At 38.9% G+C, this 20,394-nt stretch carries 21 protein-coding genes and 1 other annotated feature; of the genes, 1 reads left to right on the top strand and 20 read right to left on the bottom strand.

Going from position 1 to position 20,394, the window contains the following annotated elements; genetic code table 11:
* Positions 1 to 70: 70 nt before the first annotated feature.
* From rpsG to N9R04_RS08500, 3 genes are all read right to left on the bottom strand, one after another.
* Complete coding sequence (gene rpsG, locus N9R04_RS08490; RefSeq protein WP_002471487.1) at positions 71 to 541, bottom strand: 30S ribosomal protein S7; 471 nt, start codon at positions 539 to 541, stop codon at positions 71 to 73.
* Between the two features lie 70 nt (positions 542 to 611).
* The gene (rpsL, locus tag N9R04_RS08495) at positions 612 to 1,034 is read right to left on the bottom strand and encodes a 30S ribosomal protein S12 (protein ID WP_262856330.1); all 423 of its coding nucleotides are present in this window, start codon (positions 1,032 to 1,034) and stop codon (positions 612 to 614) included.
* 94 nt (positions 1,035 to 1,128) lie between these two features.
* A complete protein-coding gene (locus N9R04_RS08500; RefSeq protein ID WP_262856331.1) occupies positions 1,129 to 1,383 on the bottom strand; it encodes a ribosomal L7Ae/L30e/S12e/Gadd45 family protein in 255 nt (84 codons plus the stop codon).
* Positions 1,384 to 1,671: 288 nt separating this feature from the next.
* Here N9R04_RS08500 and N9R04_RS08505 point away from each other — a divergent pair, with 288 nt between their 5' ends.
* Positions 1,672 to 2,316 (top strand): HAD family hydrolase, encoded by a 645-nt coding sequence (locus N9R04_RS08505; RefSeq protein ID WP_262856333.1) that lies wholly within the window; start codon positions 1,672 to 1,674, stop codon positions 2,314 to 2,316.
* A 373-nt stretch (positions 2,317 to 2,689) separates the two neighbouring features.
* On the opposite strand, the gene N9R04_RS08510 is transcribed toward N9R04_RS08505, so the two are convergent.
* The 17 genes from N9R04_RS08510 to cysE all read right to left on the bottom strand — a co-directional run bounded on the left by N9R04_RS08510 (position 2,690) and on the right by cysE (position 20,221).
* On the bottom strand, positions 2,690 to 2,785 hold the full coding sequence (locus N9R04_RS08510; RefSeq protein ID WP_112380442.1) for a type I toxin-antitoxin system Fst family toxin: 96 nt from the start codon (positions 2,783 to 2,785) through the stop codon (positions 2,690 to 2,692).
* 740 nt (positions 2,786 to 3,525) lie between these two features.
* The gene (rpoC, locus tag N9R04_RS08515; protein ID WP_262856385.1) at positions 3,526 to 7,122 is read right to left on the bottom strand and encodes a DNA-directed RNA polymerase subunit beta'; all 3,597 of its coding nucleotides are present in this window, start codon (positions 7,120 to 7,122) and stop codon (positions 3,526 to 3,528) included.
* A gap of 196 nt (positions 7,123 to 7,318) precedes the next feature.
* Entirely contained in the window at positions 7,319 to 10,864 is a 3,546-nt protein-coding gene (rpoB, locus tag N9R04_RS08520) for a DNA-directed RNA polymerase subunit beta (protein WP_262856334.1), read from the bottom strand.
* 202 nt (positions 10,865 to 11,066) lie between these two features.
* The gene (locus N9R04_RS08525; protein ID WP_262856336.1) at positions 11,067 to 11,675 is read right to left on the bottom strand and encodes a class I SAM-dependent methyltransferase; all 609 of its coding nucleotides are present in this window, start codon (positions 11,673 to 11,675) and stop codon (positions 11,067 to 11,069) included.
* 250 nt (positions 11,676 to 11,925) lie between these two features.
* Positions 11,926 to 12,294, bottom strand: a complete 369-nt coding sequence (gene rplL, locus N9R04_RS08530) for a 50S ribosomal protein L7/L12 (protein ID WP_262856337.1) — start codon at positions 12,292 to 12,294, stop codon at positions 11,926 to 11,928.
* A gap of 83 nt (positions 12,295 to 12,377) precedes the next feature.
* Positions 12,378 to 12,887 (bottom strand): 50S ribosomal protein L10, encoded by a 510-nt coding sequence (gene rplJ / locus N9R04_RS08535; protein WP_262856339.1) that lies wholly within the window; start codon positions 12,885 to 12,887, stop codon positions 12,378 to 12,380.
* A 57-nt stretch (positions 12,888 to 12,944) separates the two neighbouring features.
* Positions 12,945 to 13,088, bottom strand: a sequence feature (ribosomal protein L10 leader region).
* 152 nt (positions 13,089 to 13,240) lie between these two features.
* Entirely contained in the window at positions 13,241 to 13,936 is a 696-nt protein-coding gene (gene rplA / locus N9R04_RS08540; protein ID WP_262856340.1) for a 50S ribosomal protein L1, read from the bottom strand.
* 206 nt (positions 13,937 to 14,142) lie between these two features.
* Positions 14,143 to 14,565, bottom strand: a complete 423-nt coding sequence (gene rplK / locus N9R04_RS08545) for a 50S ribosomal protein L11 (protein WP_262856341.1) — start codon at positions 14,563 to 14,565, stop codon at positions 14,143 to 14,145.
* A gap of 171 nt (positions 14,566 to 14,736) precedes the next feature.
* Positions 14,737 to 15,285 (bottom strand): transcription termination/antitermination protein NusG, encoded by a 549-nt coding sequence (nusG, locus tag N9R04_RS08550; RefSeq protein ID WP_262856342.1) that lies wholly within the window; start codon positions 15,283 to 15,285, stop codon positions 14,737 to 14,739.
* A 14-nt stretch (positions 15,286 to 15,299) separates the two neighbouring features.
* Positions 15,300 to 15,479, bottom strand: a complete 180-nt coding sequence (gene secE, locus N9R04_RS08555) for a preprotein translocase subunit SecE (protein ID WP_262856343.1) — start codon at positions 15,477 to 15,479, stop codon at positions 15,300 to 15,302.
* Between the two features lie 114 nt (positions 15,480 to 15,593).
* Complete coding sequence (gene rpmG, locus N9R04_RS08560; protein WP_262856344.1) at positions 15,594 to 15,737, bottom strand: 50S ribosomal protein L33; 144 nt, start codon at positions 15,735 to 15,737, stop codon at positions 15,594 to 15,596.
* A 118-nt stretch (positions 15,738 to 15,855) separates the two neighbouring features.
* Complete coding sequence (locus tag N9R04_RS08565) at positions 15,856 to 16,446, bottom strand: sigma-70 family RNA polymerase sigma factor (protein ID WP_262856345.1); 591 nt, start codon at positions 16,444 to 16,446, stop codon at positions 15,856 to 15,858.
* 69 nt (positions 16,447 to 16,515) lie between these two features.
* Positions 16,516 to 17,043, bottom strand: coding sequence for an NYN domain-containing protein (locus N9R04_RS08570; protein WP_262856347.1), 528 nt, complete (start codon positions 17,041 to 17,043; stop codon positions 16,516 to 16,518).
* Positions 17,040 to 17,789 carry a 23S rRNA (guanosine(2251)-2'-O)-methyltransferase RlmB gene (gene rlmB / locus N9R04_RS08575; protein WP_262856348.1) on the bottom strand — a complete coding sequence of 250 codons (750 nt, stop codon included), beginning with the start codon at positions 17,787 to 17,789 and terminating at the stop codon, positions 17,040 to 17,042. The genes N9R04_RS08570 and rlmB overlap by 4 nt, the downstream gene beginning before the upstream one ends.
* Positions 17,790 to 17,793: 4 nt before the next feature.
* Positions 17,794 to 18,183, bottom strand: a complete 390-nt coding sequence (locus N9R04_RS08580) for a Mini-ribonuclease 3 (RefSeq protein WP_262856349.1) — start codon at positions 18,181 to 18,183, stop codon at positions 17,794 to 17,796.
* A 3-nt stretch (positions 18,184 to 18,186) separates the two neighbouring features.
* A complete protein-coding gene (cysS, locus tag N9R04_RS08585) occupies positions 18,187 to 19,587 on the bottom strand; it encodes a cysteine--tRNA ligase (protein WP_262856350.1) in 1,401 nt (466 codons plus the stop codon).
* Positions 19,571 to 20,221: a serine O-acetyltransferase gene (gene cysE / locus N9R04_RS08590; RefSeq protein ID WP_262856352.1), complete on the bottom strand. Its 651-nt coding sequence runs from the start codon at positions 20,219 to 20,221 to the stop codon at positions 19,571 to 19,573. The genes cysS and cysE overlap by 17 nt, the downstream gene beginning before the upstream one ends.
* Positions 20,222 to 20,394: the final 173 nt, after the last annotated feature.

The raw sequence follows: 20,394 nt of genomic DNA on the forward strand, positions 1-20,394 counted from the left end.
GATGCCCTAAGCGCAATGACGGAGAGTCGAAAGCTTTCCGAAACTGTCACTCAGGGACATATCAACTATCTTACCAACGATAATGAGCGAAGGCTTTGTTCGCTTCGGCCATTTTATGAACGTCTTCACGTTTCTTAACAGCTCCACCTGTGTTGTTAGCAGCATCTAAGATTTCATTAGCTAAACGTTCTTCCATAGTCTTTTCACCACGAAGACGCGCATAGTTTACTAACCAACGTAAACCTAGTGTAGTACGACGCTCAGGGCGAACTTCTACTGGTACTTGGTAGTTAGAGCCACCTACACGACGGGCTTTAACTTCTAATACAGGCATGATATTGTCGATAGCTTCTTCGAATACTTCCATAGCATCGCGACCAGTACGTTCTTGTACTGTTTCAAATGCAGAGTAAAGAATTTTTTGTGCTGTACCGCGTTTACCATCTAACATAATCTTGTTAATTAACTTAGTAACTAATTTAGAATTATGGATTGGATCTGGTAACACGTCTCTTTTTGGTACTGAACCTTTACGAGGCATATTGAGAATCCTCCCTTCCTATTATAGTCATTATTTTTCAGTTATAGTTAAAATTTACGCAATCTTAAACTTATTTCTTTTCATCTTTAGGTTTCTTAGTTCCGTATAATGAACGGCCTTGTCTACGTCCATCAACGCCTGATGTATCAAGCGCACCACGTACAATGTGATAACGCACACCTGGTAAGTCTTTAACTCGTCCACCACGTACAAGTACAACACTGTGTTCTTGTAAGTTGTGACCAATACCAGGAATGTATGCGTTAACTTCAATGTTGTTAGATAAACGCACACGTGCGTATTTACGTAACGCTGAGTTTGGTTTTTTAGGTGTCATCGTACCAACACGAGTACAAACTCCACGTTTTTGTGGTGAGTTTAAGTCAGTAAATCTTTTCTTCTTACTGTTGAAGCCTTTATTCAATGCTGGTGAGTCTGAAACTTTTGTTTTGCTTTTTCTTGGTTTACGCACCAATTGGTTAATAGTTGGCATTGAATGTCTCCTCCTCTCTTAATTTTATAATCCCACACATCCAGGTGGTTCATTTTTAGGTTAAAGAAAATTTAGTAAGTTAACACTTACTAATTCACTTAAGCAGAGCTACGACTGTAGCGTCTACATTAATACCTACATACTCTCCTAAAGCTTTCTTGCTCTCGAAATAGTCAATAGGTATCTGTTTATGATTGATTCTACACAATACGTCGGTTAATAAATAAACTTCAACGTCTTCTGCTATAATCAATGATGTTACTTGGTCTTGATCCAACGATTTAATCGTTTGTTTCAGACCAACAACATGGCGTTGTTTGTTAAAGCGTGCAACTTTTTCATTAGACATTTACATATCCTCCAAAGTCCTGCTTGCATCAACCTTTACAATAGTAACATTACTTTCTTGTCCCGTCAATACAAATTATATATCAAAGACAATTCATATTGCTACTCTACTAAATTCCCGTCACTTCATTAATTGTATTTAGTCGATTTGACGGGAATACGGTTGTTACCAGTAGTAAAATGTATTACTCTATAAACAATTGTTACAATATTATTTTAATATATCATTAAGGTTGCAAGAATATTTATTTACGAGTGAAAAATCATCATATTTATAGGGAGTGTTGTAATGTATACGAATTATATCTTTGACTTTGATGGAACTATAGCTGATTCTAGCGATTGCGGGATTATTGCCACACAAAAAGCATTTCGCAGTAACAACCTCGAAGCTCCTACCCAGGAAACAATAGATTACTACATGGGAATACCAATTGAAGAAAGCTTCCCTAACATGTGTACTGAAGCCTTAAGCACGCAACAGTTAGATCTCCTCATTCGAGATTTTCGCAGCTATTATAAAGAAGTAGAACAACAGTATATCAAAATAGTGCCAGGTATGGATAGCGTAATACAATCCTTATCTTCTCGTAACTGTAAGCTGTTTGTTGTTTCTAGCAAACACAGTACGGTGCTCGAAAGAAACCTGAAGTTACTCGACCTTGATAGCTATTTTACTGAAGTGGTAGGTTCTGATAAAGTCACAGAATATAAACCTCACCCAGACGGTCTTAATTATATTCTAAACCAGTATAGTTTAGCTGCTAACGACAGTTTGTACATCGGTGATGCAAAGTTTGATATTCAGATGGCGCATGCAGCTGGCATTCATTCTTGTGCAGTCGCTTGGGGCAGTCATAGCGAAACGATCTTGAGACAAGAAGAACCTACTTATGTGGTTGCGTCACCTAAAGATATTCTGACTTTAAGATAAAACTTAACGTTATATTATTTCTCTTTACCTATACGAGCACAGTAAAGAATTCAAGCTCAACTGTGATGAGAGTGAGACATAAATTTCTGTGCTCTGGGAGACCGATTAACGGTGTCCCAAAAGAAGTATTGTCGACAGAAACGCTCCCTTTTAGAAACCTAAAACACAACAGAATTTTGCATTCCTACCCACTATAGTGTTATAATGTAACTAACAAAGATGTCGTGCATGTATGCACCAACCCCCTCACTATTCCGAGTAGTGAGGACTCTTTAGTACTCAAAAGCTATCTCGATCTGTAAAACTATCAGATATGCACCAAACCCCTCACTATTCCGAGTAGTGAGGGGTTTTTGTTGGTGTGACTAGTCGCCTATTTATCGTTGCGATTGCGTAGCCAGTTCGCAAATAAAGCAACGATGCAACCACTTGCTGCTGTGGTCATGATGTTTACAAAGATGTCGGTCATTGTGTATGCACCTCCTCTCTACGCCAATTGACGCCTGAGAGATAGGCGACTCTATTATTATATCACCTATGAATGTACAAGCATATATACTTCCGATAAGTTGAATTATGAAAAACATTCTCTCCACTTCTTTATAGTTATACATTTAAAAAAGCAGATGATATCACCATCTTAGTTATAAAATCACCTGTTCAATTTATTCCTAGTTTAGTAGAAAGTCTTTACAAAAATAAATTAGGTATTTATGAAGTGAGAGAGATAGACAGTAATAAAGAACTGAAACATACTTAATTAAAACGCCTCAATCCCACCAAAATACTATTATCGTTGGTGGAATTGAGACGTTTATTTTTATAATTTATTTAATATTTTTAGGTATCTCTTGTTGATAAACCTTTTTGATTTTTACTACCGTTCCTTTAATCCCTCTAAATGTAACTTTATATAACTCATTATGATTTCTTTAATAACTTACATCTCATATATGCTTTATATACAAGTGTAAGTTACACTTGAGGCTGGGACATAAAGGTCTTTGACTAGAGAGAAAAAGAGGCTGGGACATAATGTAATGTCTCAACCTCTTTCAGCATTTTGGCAGTAGATGACTGATTTGAAAATGCGCTTGTATCAAGCTTTTTTCAATTCTAGTCATCTTTGCCGGGGCGGGACTACGAAATCTTTTTGTTCAAATTAGATTTCTGTCCCGCTCCCTATTTAATTTGATAAAGGCCTGTAAGTTATTCAGTATACTGAACGTCTTCACTTTGAACTTCTTCAGAAGCTAAATCTTTCTCATAGTTCACATCACTATAACGTCTCATACCTGTACCGGCTGGTATTAACTTACCGATGATAACGTTCTCTTTCAAGCCGAGTAAGTTATCACGTTTACCTTTGATTGCTGCATCAGTAAGTACTCGCGTAGTTTCTTGGAAGGAAGCTGCTGATAGGAAGCTTTCAGTCTCAAGAGACGCTTTTGTAATACCTAGGAGTACTGGTTTAGCTGTTGCAGGACGCTTGCGCTCTTTAAATGCAGCGCGGTTAGCATCGGTGAAGTTGTGGATGTCAACAAGTGAACCTGGTAGTAAGCCTGTATCACCCGCTTCGATGATACGTACTTTACGTAACATCTGTCTTACCATAACTTCGATGTGTTTATCGTCAATTTCAACACCTTGCATACGATAAACTTTTTGAACCTCTTTGAGTAAATAACTTTCAGTGGCATTTAGGCCAGCTACTGATAAGTAATGTTTAGGCTCAATTGAACCTTCAGTTAATACTTCACCACGTGCCACTCCTTGACCTTCTTCAACTTTCAAGCGTGATGTACCAGATGCAAGGTAACTTCTCGTTTCATTCGCACCTTTAATCACAATTTCTTGTTGACGGTCTTTAGCAAGTTTAATTTCTTGTACTACACCTTCGATTTCAGTAATCACAGCTTGTCCTTTAGGATTACGCGCTTCGAAGATCTCTTGGATACGCGGTAAACCTTGAGTGATGTCACTACCTGCTACACCACCTGTGTGGAATGTACGCATTGTAAGTTGCGTACCTGGTTCACCGATAGATTGAGCAGCAATGGTACCTACTGCTTCTCCTACTTCAACCTTTTCACCTGTGGCAAGGTTCTTACCATAACAACGCTCACAGACGCCGTGGCGTGTATTACAAGTGAATGCTGAACGGATGTACATTTGAGTGATGCCTGCATCTACTATTTTCTTAGCTACCTCAGAAGTAATGAGTTCATCTGGATAGGCTAGAATTTCATCTGTTTCTGGATGGCGAACTGTTTCTTTAGAATAGCGACCTTCAATACGTTCTACAAATGGTTCGATCATTTCAGTACCTTCGCTAATATCTGAAACGAGTAAGCCACGGTCAGTGCCACAATCTTCTTCACGGACGATAACGTCTTGTGCAACATCAACAAGACGACGTGTAAGATAACCAGAGTCGGCAGTCTTAAGCGCTGTATCCGCAAGACCTTTACGCGCACCGTGAGTTGAAATGAAGTATTCTAATACGGTTAAACCTTCTCGGAATGATGAAGTGATCGGTAATTCAATGATCTTACCTGATGGTGCTGCCATCAATCCACGCATACCTGCAAGCTGAGTAAAGTTAGACGCGTTACCACGAGCACCAGAGTCACTCATCATGAAGATTGGATTTGTTTTTTCAAGCGATTGCATTAACTCGCCTTGAATTTGATCTTTGGCGTTAGTCCAAATTTCAACTACTGAATTGTAACGTTCATCTTCAGTAATTAAACCACGATTATATTGTTTAGTAACTTTTTCTACAAGTTTTTCACTTTCATCTAAAATTTCTTGTTTATCTGGTAGTACCACAATATCGGATACCCCAACCGTAATACCTGCTTTAGATGAGAATTTAAAGCCTAAGTCTTTCATTCTATCAAGCATCATAGAAGTATCCGTAATGCTGAAGCGATTAAATACTTCTGCGATGATGTTACCTAAGAAACTCTTGTTAAATGGTTCAACAAGTTCCTTATCTTCAAAGTATTCTTTTAGTCCACCTTCACCCAGTTCAGTAGGGTCTACGAAATATTTGTCAGGTGTTCTCACTTCTAGATTTTCTTGACTTGGCTCGTTAATGTATGCAAACGAATCAGGAATGATTTCATTAAAGATAATCTTACCAACAGTAGTCGTTAAGATTTTTCTATTTTGTTCGTCTGTAAATGTTGGATTATTGAATGAGCTAGCGTGTACACCGATACGAGAGTGCAAGTGTACATAGCCATTAGCATACGCCTTGAGTACTTCATTAGAATCATTAAAGATTCGACCTGTATTCACTGCTTCTTTACGTTCTAACGTGATGTAATAGTTACCTAATACCATGTCTTGAGATGGTGTAACAACTGGTTTACCATCTTTAGGATTCAAGATGTTTTGAGCCGCTAGCATTAACATACGCGCTTCTGCTTGAGCTTCTTTAGATAGTGGAACGTGAACCGCCATTTGGTCCCCATCAAAGTCCGCGTTATATGCTGTTGTTGCAAGTGGGTGCAGACGGATGGCACGGCCTTCAACTAATGTTGGTTCAAACGCTTGGATACCTAATCTATGAAGCGTTGGCGCACGGTTTAATAGTACAGGGTGTTCTTTAATAACCTCTTCAAGTACATCCCATACTTCATCATCCATGCGTTCAATCTTACTTTTAGCATTCTTTATATTCGTAGCTATTTCGCGTTGAACTAATTCTTTCATTACGAAAGGTTTGAAGAGTTCAAGCGCCATTTCTTTCGGAAGACCACATTGATACATCTTCAAACTAGGCCCTACGGCGATAACCGAACGACCAGAGTAGTCGACACGTTTACCTAGTAAGTTTTGACGGAAACGCCCTTGTTTACCTTTCAACATATGAGAAAGTGATTTAAGCGGTCTGTTACCCGGACCGGTAACTGGGCGACCACGACGACCATTATCGATAAGCGCGTCTACAGCTTCTTGTAACATACGTTTTTCGTTTTGAACGATGATGCCAGGCGCACCTAAGTCTAATAAGCGTTTTAAACGGTTATTACGGTTGATTACACGACGGTATAAATCGTTCAAGTCACTTGTTGCAAAACGACCACCATCTAGCTGAACCATTGGGCGAATTTCAGGAGGAATGATAGGTAGTACATCTAAGATCATCCATGCCGGGTTGTTACCTGAATTTCTAAATGATTCCACAACTTCTAACCGTTTAATAGCACGTGTTAAACGTTGTCCTGTAGCTGATTCAAGTTCATCGCGCAGCGCTTTAAGTTCTGCGTCTAAATCAATCTCATCTAATAGTTCTTGAATTCCTTCAGCACCCATTTTAGCAGTGAATTGATTAGGATATTTATCATAGTAATCTCTGAATTCAGCTTCAGAAAGTAAAGATTTCTTCTCTAGACCAGTTGGACCTGGATCTACGACTACATACGAAGCAAAATAGATCACTTCTTCCAGCGCACGTGGTGACATGTCTAATAACAATCCCATGCGACTTGGAATGCCTTTAAAATACCAAATGTGAGAAACGGGAGCTGCTAGTTCGATATGCCCCATTCTTTCACGACGAACTTTCGATTTAGTTACTTCAACACCACAGCGGTCACATACCATACCTTTATAGCGAACACGTTTGTATTTACCACAACTACATTCCCAGTCCTTAGTTGGTCCAAAGATTCTTTCACAGAACAAACCATCTTTCTCTGGCTTGAGCGTACGGTAGTTAATCGTTTCTGGTTTTTTAACTTCACCAAATGACCATGAACGAATCTTCTCAGGTGAAGCGAGTCCTATTTTCATGTAATGGAAATTATTTACATCAATCAAGGAGCCTACCTCCTTCAATTTAGATTAGCTGTGCAAATTGATTGATTCCTTTATTATCACGAATAGTACCGAGCAATCCTGCTAGATGTGTTAAGAGTTTCATAAGATGATGTAGCCTAACACATCTAGAGGGATTCACCCGCATAATATATCCACAAATTGCTATTGATTAATCAGGTTTTTGAGATTCTGGAGCAGATTTTTGTTGTAAATCGACTTTCCGTTCTGCCACTTCTTCATCTTCGTTATCGTGCATGTCGATTTCATTATTATGTTCGTCCATAATCTTAACATCTAAACCTAAACTTTGTAATTCTTTCATCAATACTCGGAATGATTCGGGAACGCTTGGCTTAGTGATGTTCTCACCTTTAACTATAGACTCATAAGTTTTAACACGACCTACTGTATCGTCTGATTTATAAGTCAAGATTTCTTGTAAAGTATAAGCAGCACCATAGGCTTCTAACGCCCATACCTCCATTTCACCAAAGCGTTGACCACCAAATTGCGCTTTACCACCAAGTGGTTGTTGCGTAACGAGTGAGTATGGTCCAGTAGAACGCGCATGTAGTTTGTCATCAACCATGTGCGCTAACTTAAGCATATACATTACACCGACTGAGATACGATTATCGAATGGTTCTCCTGTACGACCATCGTATAACACTGTTTTACCGTCGCGTGCCATACCAGCTTCTTCGATAGTAGACCATACATCATCGTCATTAGCACCATCAAATACTGGTGATGCTACGTGAATACCTAAGTTCTTAGCTGCCATACCTAAATGGAGCTCTAAGACTTGTCCGATATTCATACGTGATGGTACACCGAGTGGATTTAACATGATGTCAATAGGACGACCGTCTGGTAAATAAGGCATATCCTCTTCAGGTACTATCTTAGAAATGACACCTTTGTTACCGTGACGACCACACATTTTGTCCCCTACGTGAATCTTACGTTTTTGAACGATGTATACTCGAACTAATTGGTTCACTCCTGGAGAGAGCGTATCGTCGCCTTCTTCTCGATTAAACACTTTAACATCTAGGACGATACCGCCAGCACCGTGTGGTACACGTAAAGAAGTATCTCGAACTTCGCGAGCCTTTTCACCAAAGATGGCATGCAATAAACGCTCTTCAGCTGTAAGTTCAGTAACACCTTTAGGCGTTACTTTCCCTACTAATATATCTCCATCTTTAACTTCAGCACCTACGTAGACAATTCCGCGCTCATCAAGGTTCTTGAGTGCGTTTTCAGAAACGTTAGGTATATCGCGTGTAATTTCTTCAGGTCCTAGCTTCGTATCTCGTGCTTCAGATTCATACTCTTCAATATGGATTGAAGTATACACATCATCTTTAACTAGGCGTTCGCTCATGATTACAGCGTCCTCGTAGTTGTAACCATCCCAAGTCATGAAGCCTACTACTACGTTACGGCCTAATGCCATTTCACCAAGTTCCATTGAAGGTCCATCCGCTAAGATTTCACCTTTTTCAACGATATCTCCGCTAGAGATGATCGGACGTTGGTTATAACATGTACCAGAGTTAGAGCGTTTGAATTTAGCAAGAGGGTAACGATCTACTTCGCCTTCATATTCTTGGCCATCTTCTTCAATTAATCTACGCACAAGAACTCGATTGGACTCAACATGCTCGACACGACCTCTGTGTCTAGCGATGACAGCTGCACCAGAGTCACGTGCTGCGACATGTTCCATACCTGTACCCACAAACGGAGATTCAGGGTTCATCAATGGTACCGCTTGACGTTGCATGTTCGCACCCATTAACGCGCGGTTAGAGTCGTCGTTTTCTAAGAATGGAATACATGCAGTTGCGGCAGAAACAACTTGTTTAGGTGATACATCCATGTAATCCATTTTCTCTTTTGCCATCACAGTGTTGTTACCGCGGAAACGACAAACAACTTCGTCGTCTAAGAAGCGACCGTCTTCATCGGTACGAGAATTCGCTTGGGCAACAACATAACTGTCTTCTTCATCTGCAGTTAAATAATCAATTTGGTCTGTAATCGCATTTTTCTCAATATCTACTTTACGATAAGGTGTTTCAATAAATCCAAATTCGTTAACACGCGCATAACTTGATAGCGAGTTAATCAATCCGATGTTTGGACCTTCTGGTGTTTCGATTGGACACATACGACCATAGTGAGAATAGTGAACGTCACGCACTTCCATTTGAGCACGTTCACGAGTTAAACCACCTGGTCCAAGTGCAGACAAACGACGCTTATGTGTAAGCTCTGCTAATGGATTCGCTTGGTCCATGAATTGAGACAATTGAGAACTACCAAAGAATTCCTTAATTGAAGCAATAACTGGACGAATGTTGATCAATTGTTGTGGAGTGATTGAATCTGTATCTTGGATAGACATTCTTTCACGAACCACACGTTCCATTCTAGATAAACCTATGCGGAATTGATTTTGTAGTAATTCACCTACTGAACGTAAGCGACGATTACCTAAGTGATCAATATCATCAGTGAAACCGATGCCATTTAATAAGTTGAAGAAGTATGACATTGAAGAAACGATATCAGCTGGTGTAATACATTTCACTTCTGAATCAGGGAACGCATTACCAATTAATGTAGTCGTACGTTCTTCTTCGTCATTAGGTACATAAACCTTGATAGATTGGATCTCTACTGGTTCGTCTACAATGCTACCTTCTAAGTCATAAACTTCGCTGTTCGCATTTGATTCTAATACATCCATGATTTCGTCAAGTTTACGACGGTCTACGACAGTGCCTTCTTCAGCTACGATTTCACCTGATTCTGTGTTGACGATAGGCTCTGCTAATCTTTGATTAAATAAACGATGTTTAAGATGTAATTTTTTATTTGCTTTATAGCGTCCTACGCTAGCTAAGTCGTAACGTTTCGGGTCAAAGAAGCGAGAGTATAAAAGGCTCTTCGCATTTTCAATTGTAGGTGGTTCACCAGGGCGTAAACGTTCATAAATTTCAAGTAAAGCTTGATCTGTATTTTCAGTACTATCTTTTTCTAATGTGTTACGTAAGTATTCGCTGTCACCGAGTAGATCGATGATTTCTTGATCAGAAGAGAATCCGATTGCACGTAAGAGTACAGTAAGCGGTAGCTTTCTGGTTCTATCGATACGTACATATACGACATCTTTTGCATCTGTTTCGTATTCTAACCACGCACCTCGGTTAGGAATAATTGTCGCATCATAGTTAGTTCTACCATTTTTATCTATCTTTTCATTAAAGTAAACAGATGGTGAACGCACAAGTTGAGAAACGATAACACGTTCAGCACCATTGATGATAAATGTGCCTGTATCTGTCATTAATGGGAAGTCCCCCATAAAGACTTCTTGTTCTTTCACTTCCCCTGTTTCCTTAATGATTAAGCGTACTTTAACACGTAATGGTGCGGCGTAAGTTGCATCACGGTTCTTAGATTCTTCTAAATTATACTTAGGTTCACCTAAGCGATAATCTACGAATTCTAAAGATAAATTACCAGTAAAGTCTTCAATTGGAGAAATGTCACGGAACATTTCGAGAAGACCTTCTTGTAAGAACCAATCATAAGACTTGGTCTGGATTTCTATTAAGTTTGGTAATTCTAATACCTCTGATATTCTTGCGTAGTTTCTACGTTTACGATGTCTTCCATATTGGACAAATTGACCTGCCAAACAGATTCACCCCTCAAATATTGTGTGTCCACGTTCAATACATGCTAATGTATTTAGACAAAAAGAAAACGGTAGCATTTCAGATGACACCATTTTCTGTTTAACTATTAGCAATTTACTTTGTTATTTTAATCGTAAAAGTACACACTTATTGAACATAAATTTTAACATTCTATAACTATATCAGAACGAGGCTTTTAAATCAACCTTTTGAGCTCTTTAATATATAATAACCCTTGCTTTTGTCAAGCACTTCGACATTACCAAATACAGCTTGCATCTTCTTTTTAGCAGAAGGCATACCTTGTTTCTTCTGAATTACAACGAGCAGCTCACCTTCTTGCTTTAATTTAGTGTGAGCGTCTTCTAAGATGCTATGTACTACATGTTTACCCGCACGGATAGGTGGGTTCGTTAAAATGACATCACAACTGTTTTCTTCAATTACACCCAAGCCATCACTATATTTCACGTCAACGTTATCAAGTTGATTGCTCACCGCATTACTTTTAGCTAATTCTAGTGCGCGCTGATTAACGTCTAACAACGTGATGTGATCATAGGGAGCGACTTGCGCTAACATTAGTCCTATCGGACCGTATCCACATCCTACGTCAACGATCTTCTTTGTAGGACCAGGTGTATGATTTTTTAAAAAGGTACGAATTAATAAATCCGACCCGAAATCAATCTTTCCTTTAGAAAAGACGCCGGCATCCGTAGTTAAATTTAATTTGTGATCTTTATAGCTGTACACAAACGTTTTTCTATCGCTTTGTACTTCAGGGTTTCTATCGTAATAATGGCTCATGGTTGCACCTCTTATATACATATATCTTTTTTATCTTCCGATAATATAAAACCCCGTTAATTTAATAACGGGGTTTTCATTTCTCAAAGATTCAGACTGTGAAGTTATCTATTTTATAACTAAGTGAGGTAATCACTTAGGCAAGCATCGTCAGCCTGCATGCTTTGATATGATTTGGACATTGTTCTGACATCGCATAAACGTATCTGCTGTTACACAACGTCACAACAATTCAGTACTGAGAGTAGAATTATTTTAATTCTACTGAAGCTCCAACTTCTTCTAATTGTTCTTTAAGTTTTTCAGCTTCTTCTTTAGGTAATGCTTCTTTGATTACTTTAGGCGCACCGTCAACTAATTCTTTAGCGTCTTTTAATCCTAAGCCAGTTGCTTCTTTAACTGCTTTAACAACTTTGATCTTAGAAGATCCAGCTGAAGTTAACTCAACATCAAATTCAGTTTTTTCTTCAGCAGCATCGCCGCCACCAGCTGCACCGCCAGCTGCTACTGGAGCTGCTGCAGTTACACCAAATTCTTCTTCAATTGCTTTAACTAAATCGTTTAATTCTAATACTGACATTTCTTTAATTGACTCAATGATTTGTTCTTGATTAGCCATTATTTTTTCCTCCATTTATTAGTTTTTAGTATAGGTTGCATATGAAATCTACAACTTTATAATTACGTTAATTCAACGCGTTATTACTCAGCGCTTTCTCCTTCTTCTTCGCGAGATTCACCCACAGCTTTAACTGCATAAGCGAAGTTGCGGACTGGTGCTTGTAATACAGATAAAAGCATAGATACAAGACCGTCGTGAGAAGGTAAAGAACCAACAGTTTTAACTTCTTCTGCTGAGATTAAGCTTCCATCCATGATACCTGTCTTAATTTCAATTGCATCGTGTTCTTTAGCGAATCCTGCGATAACTTTAGCTGGCGCAACAACATCTTCAGTTGAAGTAGCAACAGCAGTTGGACCTACTAAGAATTCGTCTAAACCATCGATACCCGCTTTTTCAGCTGCACGACGTAACATAGTGTTTTTGTACACTTTGTACTGAACACCAGCTTCACGTAATTGTTTACGTAATTCAGTTACTTCAGCAACTGTTAAACCACGGTAGTTGATGAGAACAGTTGAAACTGAGTTTTCAAGTTGTTCAGCGATGCTATCAACATGTTGTTTTTTAGCTTCAATGATTGCAGACATTCAGACACCTCCATTTGTTAAGTTTTTGGTGCTTTTCTTATTTCGAGTTAAAGTATAAACTCAATAAAAAAAGCACTTTCTACCCACGGCAAAAAGTGCTTGAAACTTCTTTCATCACGTTCAAGTCAATTTTAGCCTCGGTAGGATCAATTTTAAGTTATGACTAACTCCTACTGTCTTAGGTAAAATAATCACACTAACCAATATAACGGTTTGTTACTCGGTTGTCAATATAACTTTTAATTATATTTAAAAACGAGGTAGAGACATAAAGTTTCCGAGCTCTGGGGGACCGATTAACGGCGTCCCAAAAGCAGGATTTTGTCCCGACCTCGCGTTATCAATTATAAATATTAAAGTTTGAAGCTAGAAGTATCTACTTTAATACCAGGACCCATTGTTGTAGTAACATTTACTGATTTAAAGTAAGTACCTTTTGAAGAAGATGGTTTAGCTTTTGCTAATACATCTTGTAAAGCTTTAAAGTTTTCAACTAATTTATCAGTATCGAATGACGCTTTACCGATAGAAGCATGAACAATACCTGCTTTTTCAGCACGGTATTCAACTTTACCTGCTTTAATTTCATCTACAGCTTTTTTAACGTCCATCGTAACTGTACCTGTTTTAGGGTTAGGCATTAAGCCTTTAGGTCCTAATACGCGACCAAGTTTACCAACCTCGCCCATCATATCAGGTGTAGCAACAACGACGTCAAAGTCGAACCAACCTTGTTGGATTTTGTTCACGTAATCAGACTCACCTACGTAGTCTGCTCCTGCTTCTTCAGCTTCTGTTGCTTTATCGCCCTTCGCAAATACTAATACACGTTGCGATTTACCAGTTCCGTTTGGAAGCACAACAGCGCCACGGATTTGCTGGTCGTTCTTACGTGTATCAATACCTAAACGGAAAGCCACTTCAACAGATGCGTCAAAGTTAGCAATATTCGTTTCTTTAGCTAATTCAATCGCTTCTTCAACACTATAGTGTTTTTGGCGATCTACTTTTTCAGCTACTTCTTGATACTTTTTACTTTTTTTAGCCATTTCTTTTCCTCCTTTAGTGGTTTTAGCGGAATTTCCTCCCACATTCACTTGCTCGTTAGCAAGTTAGGAGCAGACAACAGTACATGATACTCGCGTCAACTTAAACATTAACCGTTTCTCAGTGAGAAGATACCTATCATCTTACTCATTACAACACTTAAGCACTGCTATCTGCTTCTGTCATATATCAGTCATTTCATTTCTAATTATTCAACAGTAATACCCATACTGCGGGCAGTACCTTCAACAATACGCATAGCCGCTTCTTCATCAGCAGCATTTAAGTCTTGCATTTTAGTATTAGCAATTTCGCGTACTTGATCTTTGGTTACAGTAGCAACTTTGTTCTTGTTAGGTTCACCTGAACCTTTTTCAATACCAGCTGCTTTTTTAAGTAGTACTGGCGCAGGTGGTGTCTTAGTTACGAAAGTGAATGAACGATCTTCATACACTGTAATTTCTACCGGAATAATTAAACCTGCGTCCTCTTGCGTACGTGCGTTGAATTCCTTACAGAATCCCATGATGTTCACACCTGCTTGACCTAATGCTGGACCAACTGGTGGTGCTGGGTTTGCTTTACCTGCAGGAATTTGTAATTTAACTACTTTATCTACTTTTTTAGCCACGATGTGCACCTCCTTGATATCGTGATGTGGTCATAGGACTCAGTTTTGCCCTCCCACTCGAAACATTTCGTGACGAAATGTAACGCTCTTAGAGCGCGACCACAGTATTATAACATCAACACGAATTAAAAATCAATAGGCTGATTTGATGTTGATGTTATAACTAAAATTTTATAATTTTTCAATTTGATCAAACTCTACTTCAACCGGTGTTTCTCGACCAAACATATCTACGAGCACTGTAAGTTTGAATTTGTCAGCTTCTACCTCTTCGACTTCACCAAGTTGGTTAGCGAATGGACCAGAAGTGATGCGTACTTGTTCGCCAACTTCTACTTCTACGTCAATTGTCTTTTCATTCATGCCCATTTGTTTTAAGATGAAACGCGCTTCTTCTGGCAATAAAGGATTGGGTTTAGACCCTGCGCCGGCAGAGCCAACAAAACCAGTAACTCCTGGCGTGTTTCTGACAACATACCAAGAACGATCAGTCATGATGAGTTCAACTAGAACGTATCCCGGAAAAGTCTTCTTAGTTTGTTTCTTTGCTTTTCCATCTTTGATTTGTGTTTCCTCTTCTTCAGGGATGACAACTCTAAAAATTTGCTCTGTCATATTCATAGATTCAACACGTTTTTCTAAATTTTTCTTAACTTTATTCTCATAACCAGAGTAAGTATGTACAGCATACCAACGCTTTGCGCCAACTTCTTCAGACATGTCGTCACTCCTAACTATTTAATTAACTCGATTACTTGTTTAATTCCTAAGTCTAATGCAAAGAAGAATAGCAAGAAAAATATTACTGTAGAAACTACAATAACTGTGTATTTAAATAACTCTTCTTTCGTTGGCCAACTCGTTTTTTCCATTTCAGACTTAACGCCTTGGAAGAAATTTTCTTTTTTAGCCATCACGAGACCTCCCATATCCACTATTTTATCTCATCACTTATATCCAACCAGTCTGAGACTCATTCAGACGTTAACTCATTCTCTCGCCTTTCTTAAGCATAGCCTCTAACTCGATTATTTTGTTTCTTTATGCAGCGTATGTGCATTACATTTAGGGCAATATTTTTTCAAAGCTAAACGACTACGCTCATCATTCGCTTTCGCTACGTTATAGTTGCGTGTGCCGCAACTTTCACAACTCAAGGGTACTTTAGCCATACTACTCACCTTGTTCACTATAATACCAGTATACTATACATAACATATTATGAAATTGTCAAACGCCACCTTGATTGTAAAAATGATTGTTATAGTTGTACAGCTACCTTTACTATTGCTACTTTAAAGCCTTTGATTTTAAAGCACGCTTTAATTTAAGCTTACTACGTTGCACTGCATTGTAAACCGTTTTAACATCCTTACCTAATATACTAGCGATTTCACTTGAGCTGTAATCGTGCATTATAAAAGTAATGATCGTTCGTTCAAGAGGACTTAACTTTCCAATTAACAAGACCAATTCTTCTTTATTATTTCTTAATATCATAACATCCATTACAGGATTAAATTGTTTGAAGTCTTGATACTGTGCTTCACACTCTAGCACGAGACTATGCTGCCGTTGTTGCTGACGTCGTTGTCTGCGAAAATAATCATTTCTTACCGATTTCACTACTTTACTTACATAATGAGTGATGGGTTGACTCTTGCTGAAGTCAAAGGAAGGTAGCACTAAGAAGAGCTTCAACATTACTTCCTGATATAAATCTTCCTTGTCAGCACGAGATATAGAATACGTGGATAGTTGAGAGCGAACAATAACATCAATTTGGTTAAACCACCGTTCAAAAATCTCTACATCTTTAGGCGCTATCAAATTGCAAGGGGTGTTCGTGGTAGAATCTTCTAATGGTGTTCGGATGATCATAACCTCTTTCCTTTCATTAGAGTAAGGTTATAATATAGAGTTTAACCACTGAAAATCAAGACCTCTAAATCAGTCATTTTCATGGTTGCCGCGTCTAATTTTTTCAAATTCTTCCAATATTTCATTTGACAACTGAATGCGAGTGCGCGGCTTATGTTCAGTGAAGCCTTGCAAGGATTTAGAAACTTCTACCTCGTTCTCTCGCAAGTTTCGCCACATTTCTCTTGAAGAGATACGGTAAGCTCCCGCTCCAAATATGGCGTGCTGTTCACTCATGTCACTAGTAACCACTGTGATTTGGCGAGTGTGCTTATCATATAAATCATAGACATAACGCTCAATAAAGCTATCAGCCGTTTCCTTTTCTTTAGTGAAGATAGTTCTTACACCGTGATAAATATGTTCATTCTCTACACCTGCTTGTTCATATGCATCAAAGACACATATCATCTCATCAGCTACTACTGCATTATAATTAGCGATGGCTATAAGCAACTGTTCTCTTGCTTCTTCAAGGTTCTCTTTAGCTAACTGACTTAATTCACGCGAGTAACCGATCATATTGTAACCGTCAATAATGAGATAGCGGTCTTTCATGTCTGCTCTCCTATACGATGCCTCTTACGATAAACTTCATACATCATTAAACTTGCAGCCACTGAAGCGTTTAAACTATTAACGTGACCGACCATAGGGATCTTAATATAGAAGTCGCACTTATCTTTCACTAAGCGACTCATACCTTGACCTTCACTCCCGATGACGATAGCAAGTGGCATACTCGCGTCCATCTCGCGATAATCCGTTGCGTGATCAGCTTCAGTGCCCACAACCCAATAGCCTCTTTCTTTCAATAGTTCAATCGTTTGAGCTAAATTAGTGACCCGCACTACTGGTACGTGTTGAATAGCACCTGTTGAAGCTTTAGCTACCGTTTGCGTCAGAGCAACTGAACGTCTCTTGGGTATGATAACTCCATCGACACCGCTTGCATCAGCAGTTCTGAGTATAGAACCTAAGTTGTGTGGATCTTCTAAACCATCTAATATGAGAATCGTAGATAAAGCATCTTTATTACTTTGCGTTTCTAACAATGAATCTAATGAAGTGTATTCATAAGGTGCCACAAATGCAGCTACGCCTTGATGTGGAGCATCTGACAGGTGATCTAATTTAGATTTAGGAACCCTCTGTATTACTAGTTTTTTAGATTTTGCTTTTTTTAATAATTCATTGAGTTGTTGCTTATTCGCGCTATCTTGCACTAATATTTTATTAATTGTATGACCTGAAGTGATAGCCTCTTTAACAGCGTGTCGACCAACAATTATCATTTCTTCCACATTATCACTTCCTCTCATTTACAAGATTTACAATCTTATCTAGTAACTCGGTTAGACGTCTCTCATCATTCTCTAGGTATAGAAAGCCGATCACCGCTTCAAGGCCTGAACTTTTACGATACGTTTGAATATCTGTATTCTTTGCTTTCGTATAACTCTTCGCATTACGGCCACGGCGAACGATGTCCAGTTCATCCTCAGTAAAAAAGGAATCATCTATCAATTGTTCTAACGTTTGAGCTTGACTTTTAGCTGAAACGTAACGCTTCGCACTCTGGTGAAGTCGGTTCGGTTTGCTCTGTAACTTCATGACAATATAAGTACGTACGTGTTGATCAAGCACTGCATCACCCATATATGCGAGCGTTAAAGGATTTAACAGTTTCGTCTTCATCATTTACCCTCTTTTAAAACGCACACCTTGAGGCGTGTCTTCTAAGATAATATTTTGCGCTTTTAACTCATCTCGTATTTCATCTGCACGAGCAAAGTTCTTCTCTTTACGCGCCTGTTCACGTTCTTCTATGAGCGCTTCAATATCTTGGTCGAGCAATGGCGCAGATTCTTTCCCTTTTAACGGTACGCCAAGCACATCACTAAGTATCTTATTCGCTTCAATGAAACGCTCAATGACTTTCGTAGAAGTCGTCTGCTCTAGTAAATATTTATTGGCTAACTTCGCTAAATCATACCAAGCTGTAATAGCATTAGCTGTATTGAAGTCATCATCCATCACTGCCTCGAAACGCTGTAGTATTTGCTCAATCTCATCTAAATAGCTAGGTTGTTCTTTAATATTACTAGTGATGTTTGCACGCTCTTCAAGTGCTTGGTAACTATTCCGAATTCGCTCTAATCCTTTTCGAGCGGCATCTACTAAATCTAAATCGTAGTTGATAGGGCTACGGTAATGCACACTAATCATAAAGAAACGCAATACATCAGGATCAATTTCTTTAATAATGTCATGTACTAGAACAAAATTGCCTAAAGATTTACTCATTTTTTCATTATTGATGTTAATAAACCCATTATGCATCCAATATTTCGCAAACGGAGCGTGATTGTGAGCTTCAGACTGAGCGATCTCATTCTCGTGGTGTGGGAACTGTAAATCTGTGCCACCAGCGTGAATATCTATCGTTGCGCCAAGCTCATGAAAAGCCATCACAGAACATTCAATATGCCAGCCTGGTCGCCCTTCACCAAACGGGCTTTCCCAACTGATTTCTCCCGGTTTGGCTTTTTTCCATAATGTGAAATCTAAAGCGTCCTCTTTGGCCTCACCTGACTCAATTCGCGCTCCAACTTTAAGATCATCTATGGATTGATGACTTAATTTACCATAATCTTTAAATTGACGTGTTCGAAAGTAAACATCGCCATCACTCTCATATGCATAACCTTCTTCAACTAACTTCTGGATAAATCGAATAATATCATCCATGTGATCCATTACCCGTGGATTAGAAGTTGCTTTTCTCACGTTCAATGCTTCTATATCTTCATAGAATGCCTCAATAAAACGTTCTGCGATTGCAGGGACAGATTCATTTAGCTCATGAGACCGTTTGATTAACTTATCGTCTACATCAGTGAAGTTAGATACATACTCAACTTCATAACCTCGATATTCTAAATAACGACGCACTACATCATAATTAATCGCAGGTCGCGCGTTACCGATATGGATATAGTTATAAACCGTCGGACCGCAGACATACATTTTAACCTTTCCTGGTTCAAGCGGTTCGAAAGTTTCTTTCTGACGTGTAAGCGTATTATATAATGTAATCATCTTGAATCTCTCCATTTTTAGTTTTCTCGAGTTGTTTCTCTAATTGCTTAATTTGTTCGTAAATTGGATCAGGTAAGTTGCGGTGATCGAATGTCTTACCGATACGTCGACCATCTTGTTTAACGATGTGACCTGGTATGCCCACTACAGTAGAATAGCTTGGAACTGGTCTGAGTACAACTGAGTTTGCACCTATGTTGACGTTAGAATCTACTTTAATATTACCTAATACCTTCGCTCCCGCAGCAATGAGAACATTATCTCCAATATCAGGGTGACGCTTTCCTTTCTCTTTACCAGTACCGCCAAGAGTCACGCCTTGATATATCGTTACATTGTTTCCTATGCGACAAGTCTCTCCAATAATCACACCCATCCCATGGTCAATAAACAAGCGTTTACCGATTTGCGCTCCAGGATGTATCTCTATGCCTGTAAAGAAACGTGAAATTTGTGATATCAATCGTGCTATTACATATTTTTCTTTTTTGTAAAACCAATGTGCGACGAGATGACTCCACACCGCATGCAAACCAGGATACGACAAGACCACTTCAAACGTTGTACGCGCAGCTGGATCTTGCTCAAACACCATTTTTATATCGTCTTTCATTCTCTTAATTACTTTAAACATATTCATACCTCCCCTTTTAAAAAAGCACCTCTAACTCAAATTGTTAGAGGTGCAGCGCACGGTTCCACTCTTCAGTATACGATGCTCCATCGTGCCCCCTGTCTCATGGCAATCATAAGACCTTTCACTTTGGGCGACCTTAACCGCTCTTACTAATGAACCATTTCATCAAA

It is taken from the genome of Staphylococcus marylandisciuri, from assembly GCF_025519785.1.
Classification (GTDB): Bacteria; Bacillota; Bacilli; order Staphylococcales; family Staphylococcaceae; genus Staphylococcus; species Staphylococcus marylandisciuri.

Bases quoted from the DNA above. Each gene is read 5' to 3' on its own strand.
- secE (WP_262856343.1), bottom strand. From the start codon at position 15,479: ATGGCTAAAAAAGAAAATTTCTTCCAAGGCGTTAAGTCTGAAATGGAA.
- cysS (WP_262856350.1), bottom strand. From the start codon at position 19,587: ATGATTACATTATATAATACGCTTACACGTCAGAAAGAAACTTTCGAA.
- N9R04_RS08505 (WP_262856333.1), top strand. From the start codon at position 1,672: ATGTATACGAATTATATCTTTGACTTTGATGGAACTATAGCTGATTCT.
- N9R04_RS08580 (WP_262856349.1), bottom strand. From the start codon at position 18,183: ATGAAGACGAAACTGTTAAATCCTTTAACGCTCGCATATATGGGTGAT.
- rpmG (WP_262856344.1), bottom strand. From the start codon at position 15,737: ATGGCTAAAGTACCCTTGAGTTGTGAAAGTTGCGGCACACGCAACTAT.
- N9R04_RS08510 (WP_112380442.1), bottom strand. From the start codon at position 2,785: ATGACCGACATCTTTGTAAACATCATGACCACAGCAGCAAGTGGTTGC.
- cysE (WP_262856352.1), bottom strand. From the start codon at position 20,221: ATGTTTAAAGTAATTAAGAGAATGAAAGACGATATAAAAATGGTGTTT.
- N9R04_RS08570 (WP_262856347.1), bottom strand. From the start codon at position 17,043: ATGAAAGACCGCTATCTCATTATTGACGGTTACAATATGATCGGTTAC.
- N9R04_RS08500 (WP_262856331.1), bottom strand. From the start codon at position 1,383: ATGTCTAATGAAAAAGTTGCACGCTTTAACAAACAACGCCATGTTGTT.
- rpoC (WP_262856385.1), bottom strand. From the start codon at position 7,122: ATGAAAATAGGACTCGCTTCACCTGAGAAGATTCGTTCATGGTCATTT.
- rplA (WP_262856340.1), bottom strand. From the start codon at position 13,936: ATGGCTAAAAAAAGTAAAAAGTATCAAGAAGTAGCTGAAAAAGTAGAT.
- rplJ (WP_262856339.1), bottom strand. From the start codon at position 12,887: ATGTCTGCAATCATTGAAGCTAAAAAACAACATGTTGATAGCATCGCT.
- rplL (WP_262856337.1), bottom strand. From the start codon at position 12,294: ATGGCTAATCAAGAACAAATCATTGAGTCAATTAAAGAAATGTCAGTA.
- rpsL (WP_262856330.1), bottom strand. From the start codon at position 1,034: ATGCCAACTATTAACCAATTGGTGCGTAAACCAAGAAAAAGCAAAACA.
- N9R04_RS08565 (WP_262856345.1), bottom strand. From the start codon at position 16,446: ATGATCATCCGAACACCATTAGAAGATTCTACCACGAACACCCCTTGC.
- N9R04_RS08525 (WP_262856336.1), bottom strand. From the start codon at position 11,675: ATGAGCCATTATTACGATAGAAACCCTGAAGTACAAAGCGATAGAAAA.
- rpsG (WP_002471487.1), bottom strand. From the start codon at position 541: ATGCCTCGTAAAGGTTCAGTACCAAAAAGAGACGTGTTACCAGATCCA.
- nusG (WP_262856342.1), bottom strand. From the start codon at position 15,285: ATGTCTGAAGAAGTTGGCGCAAAGCGTTGGTATGCTGTACATACTTAC.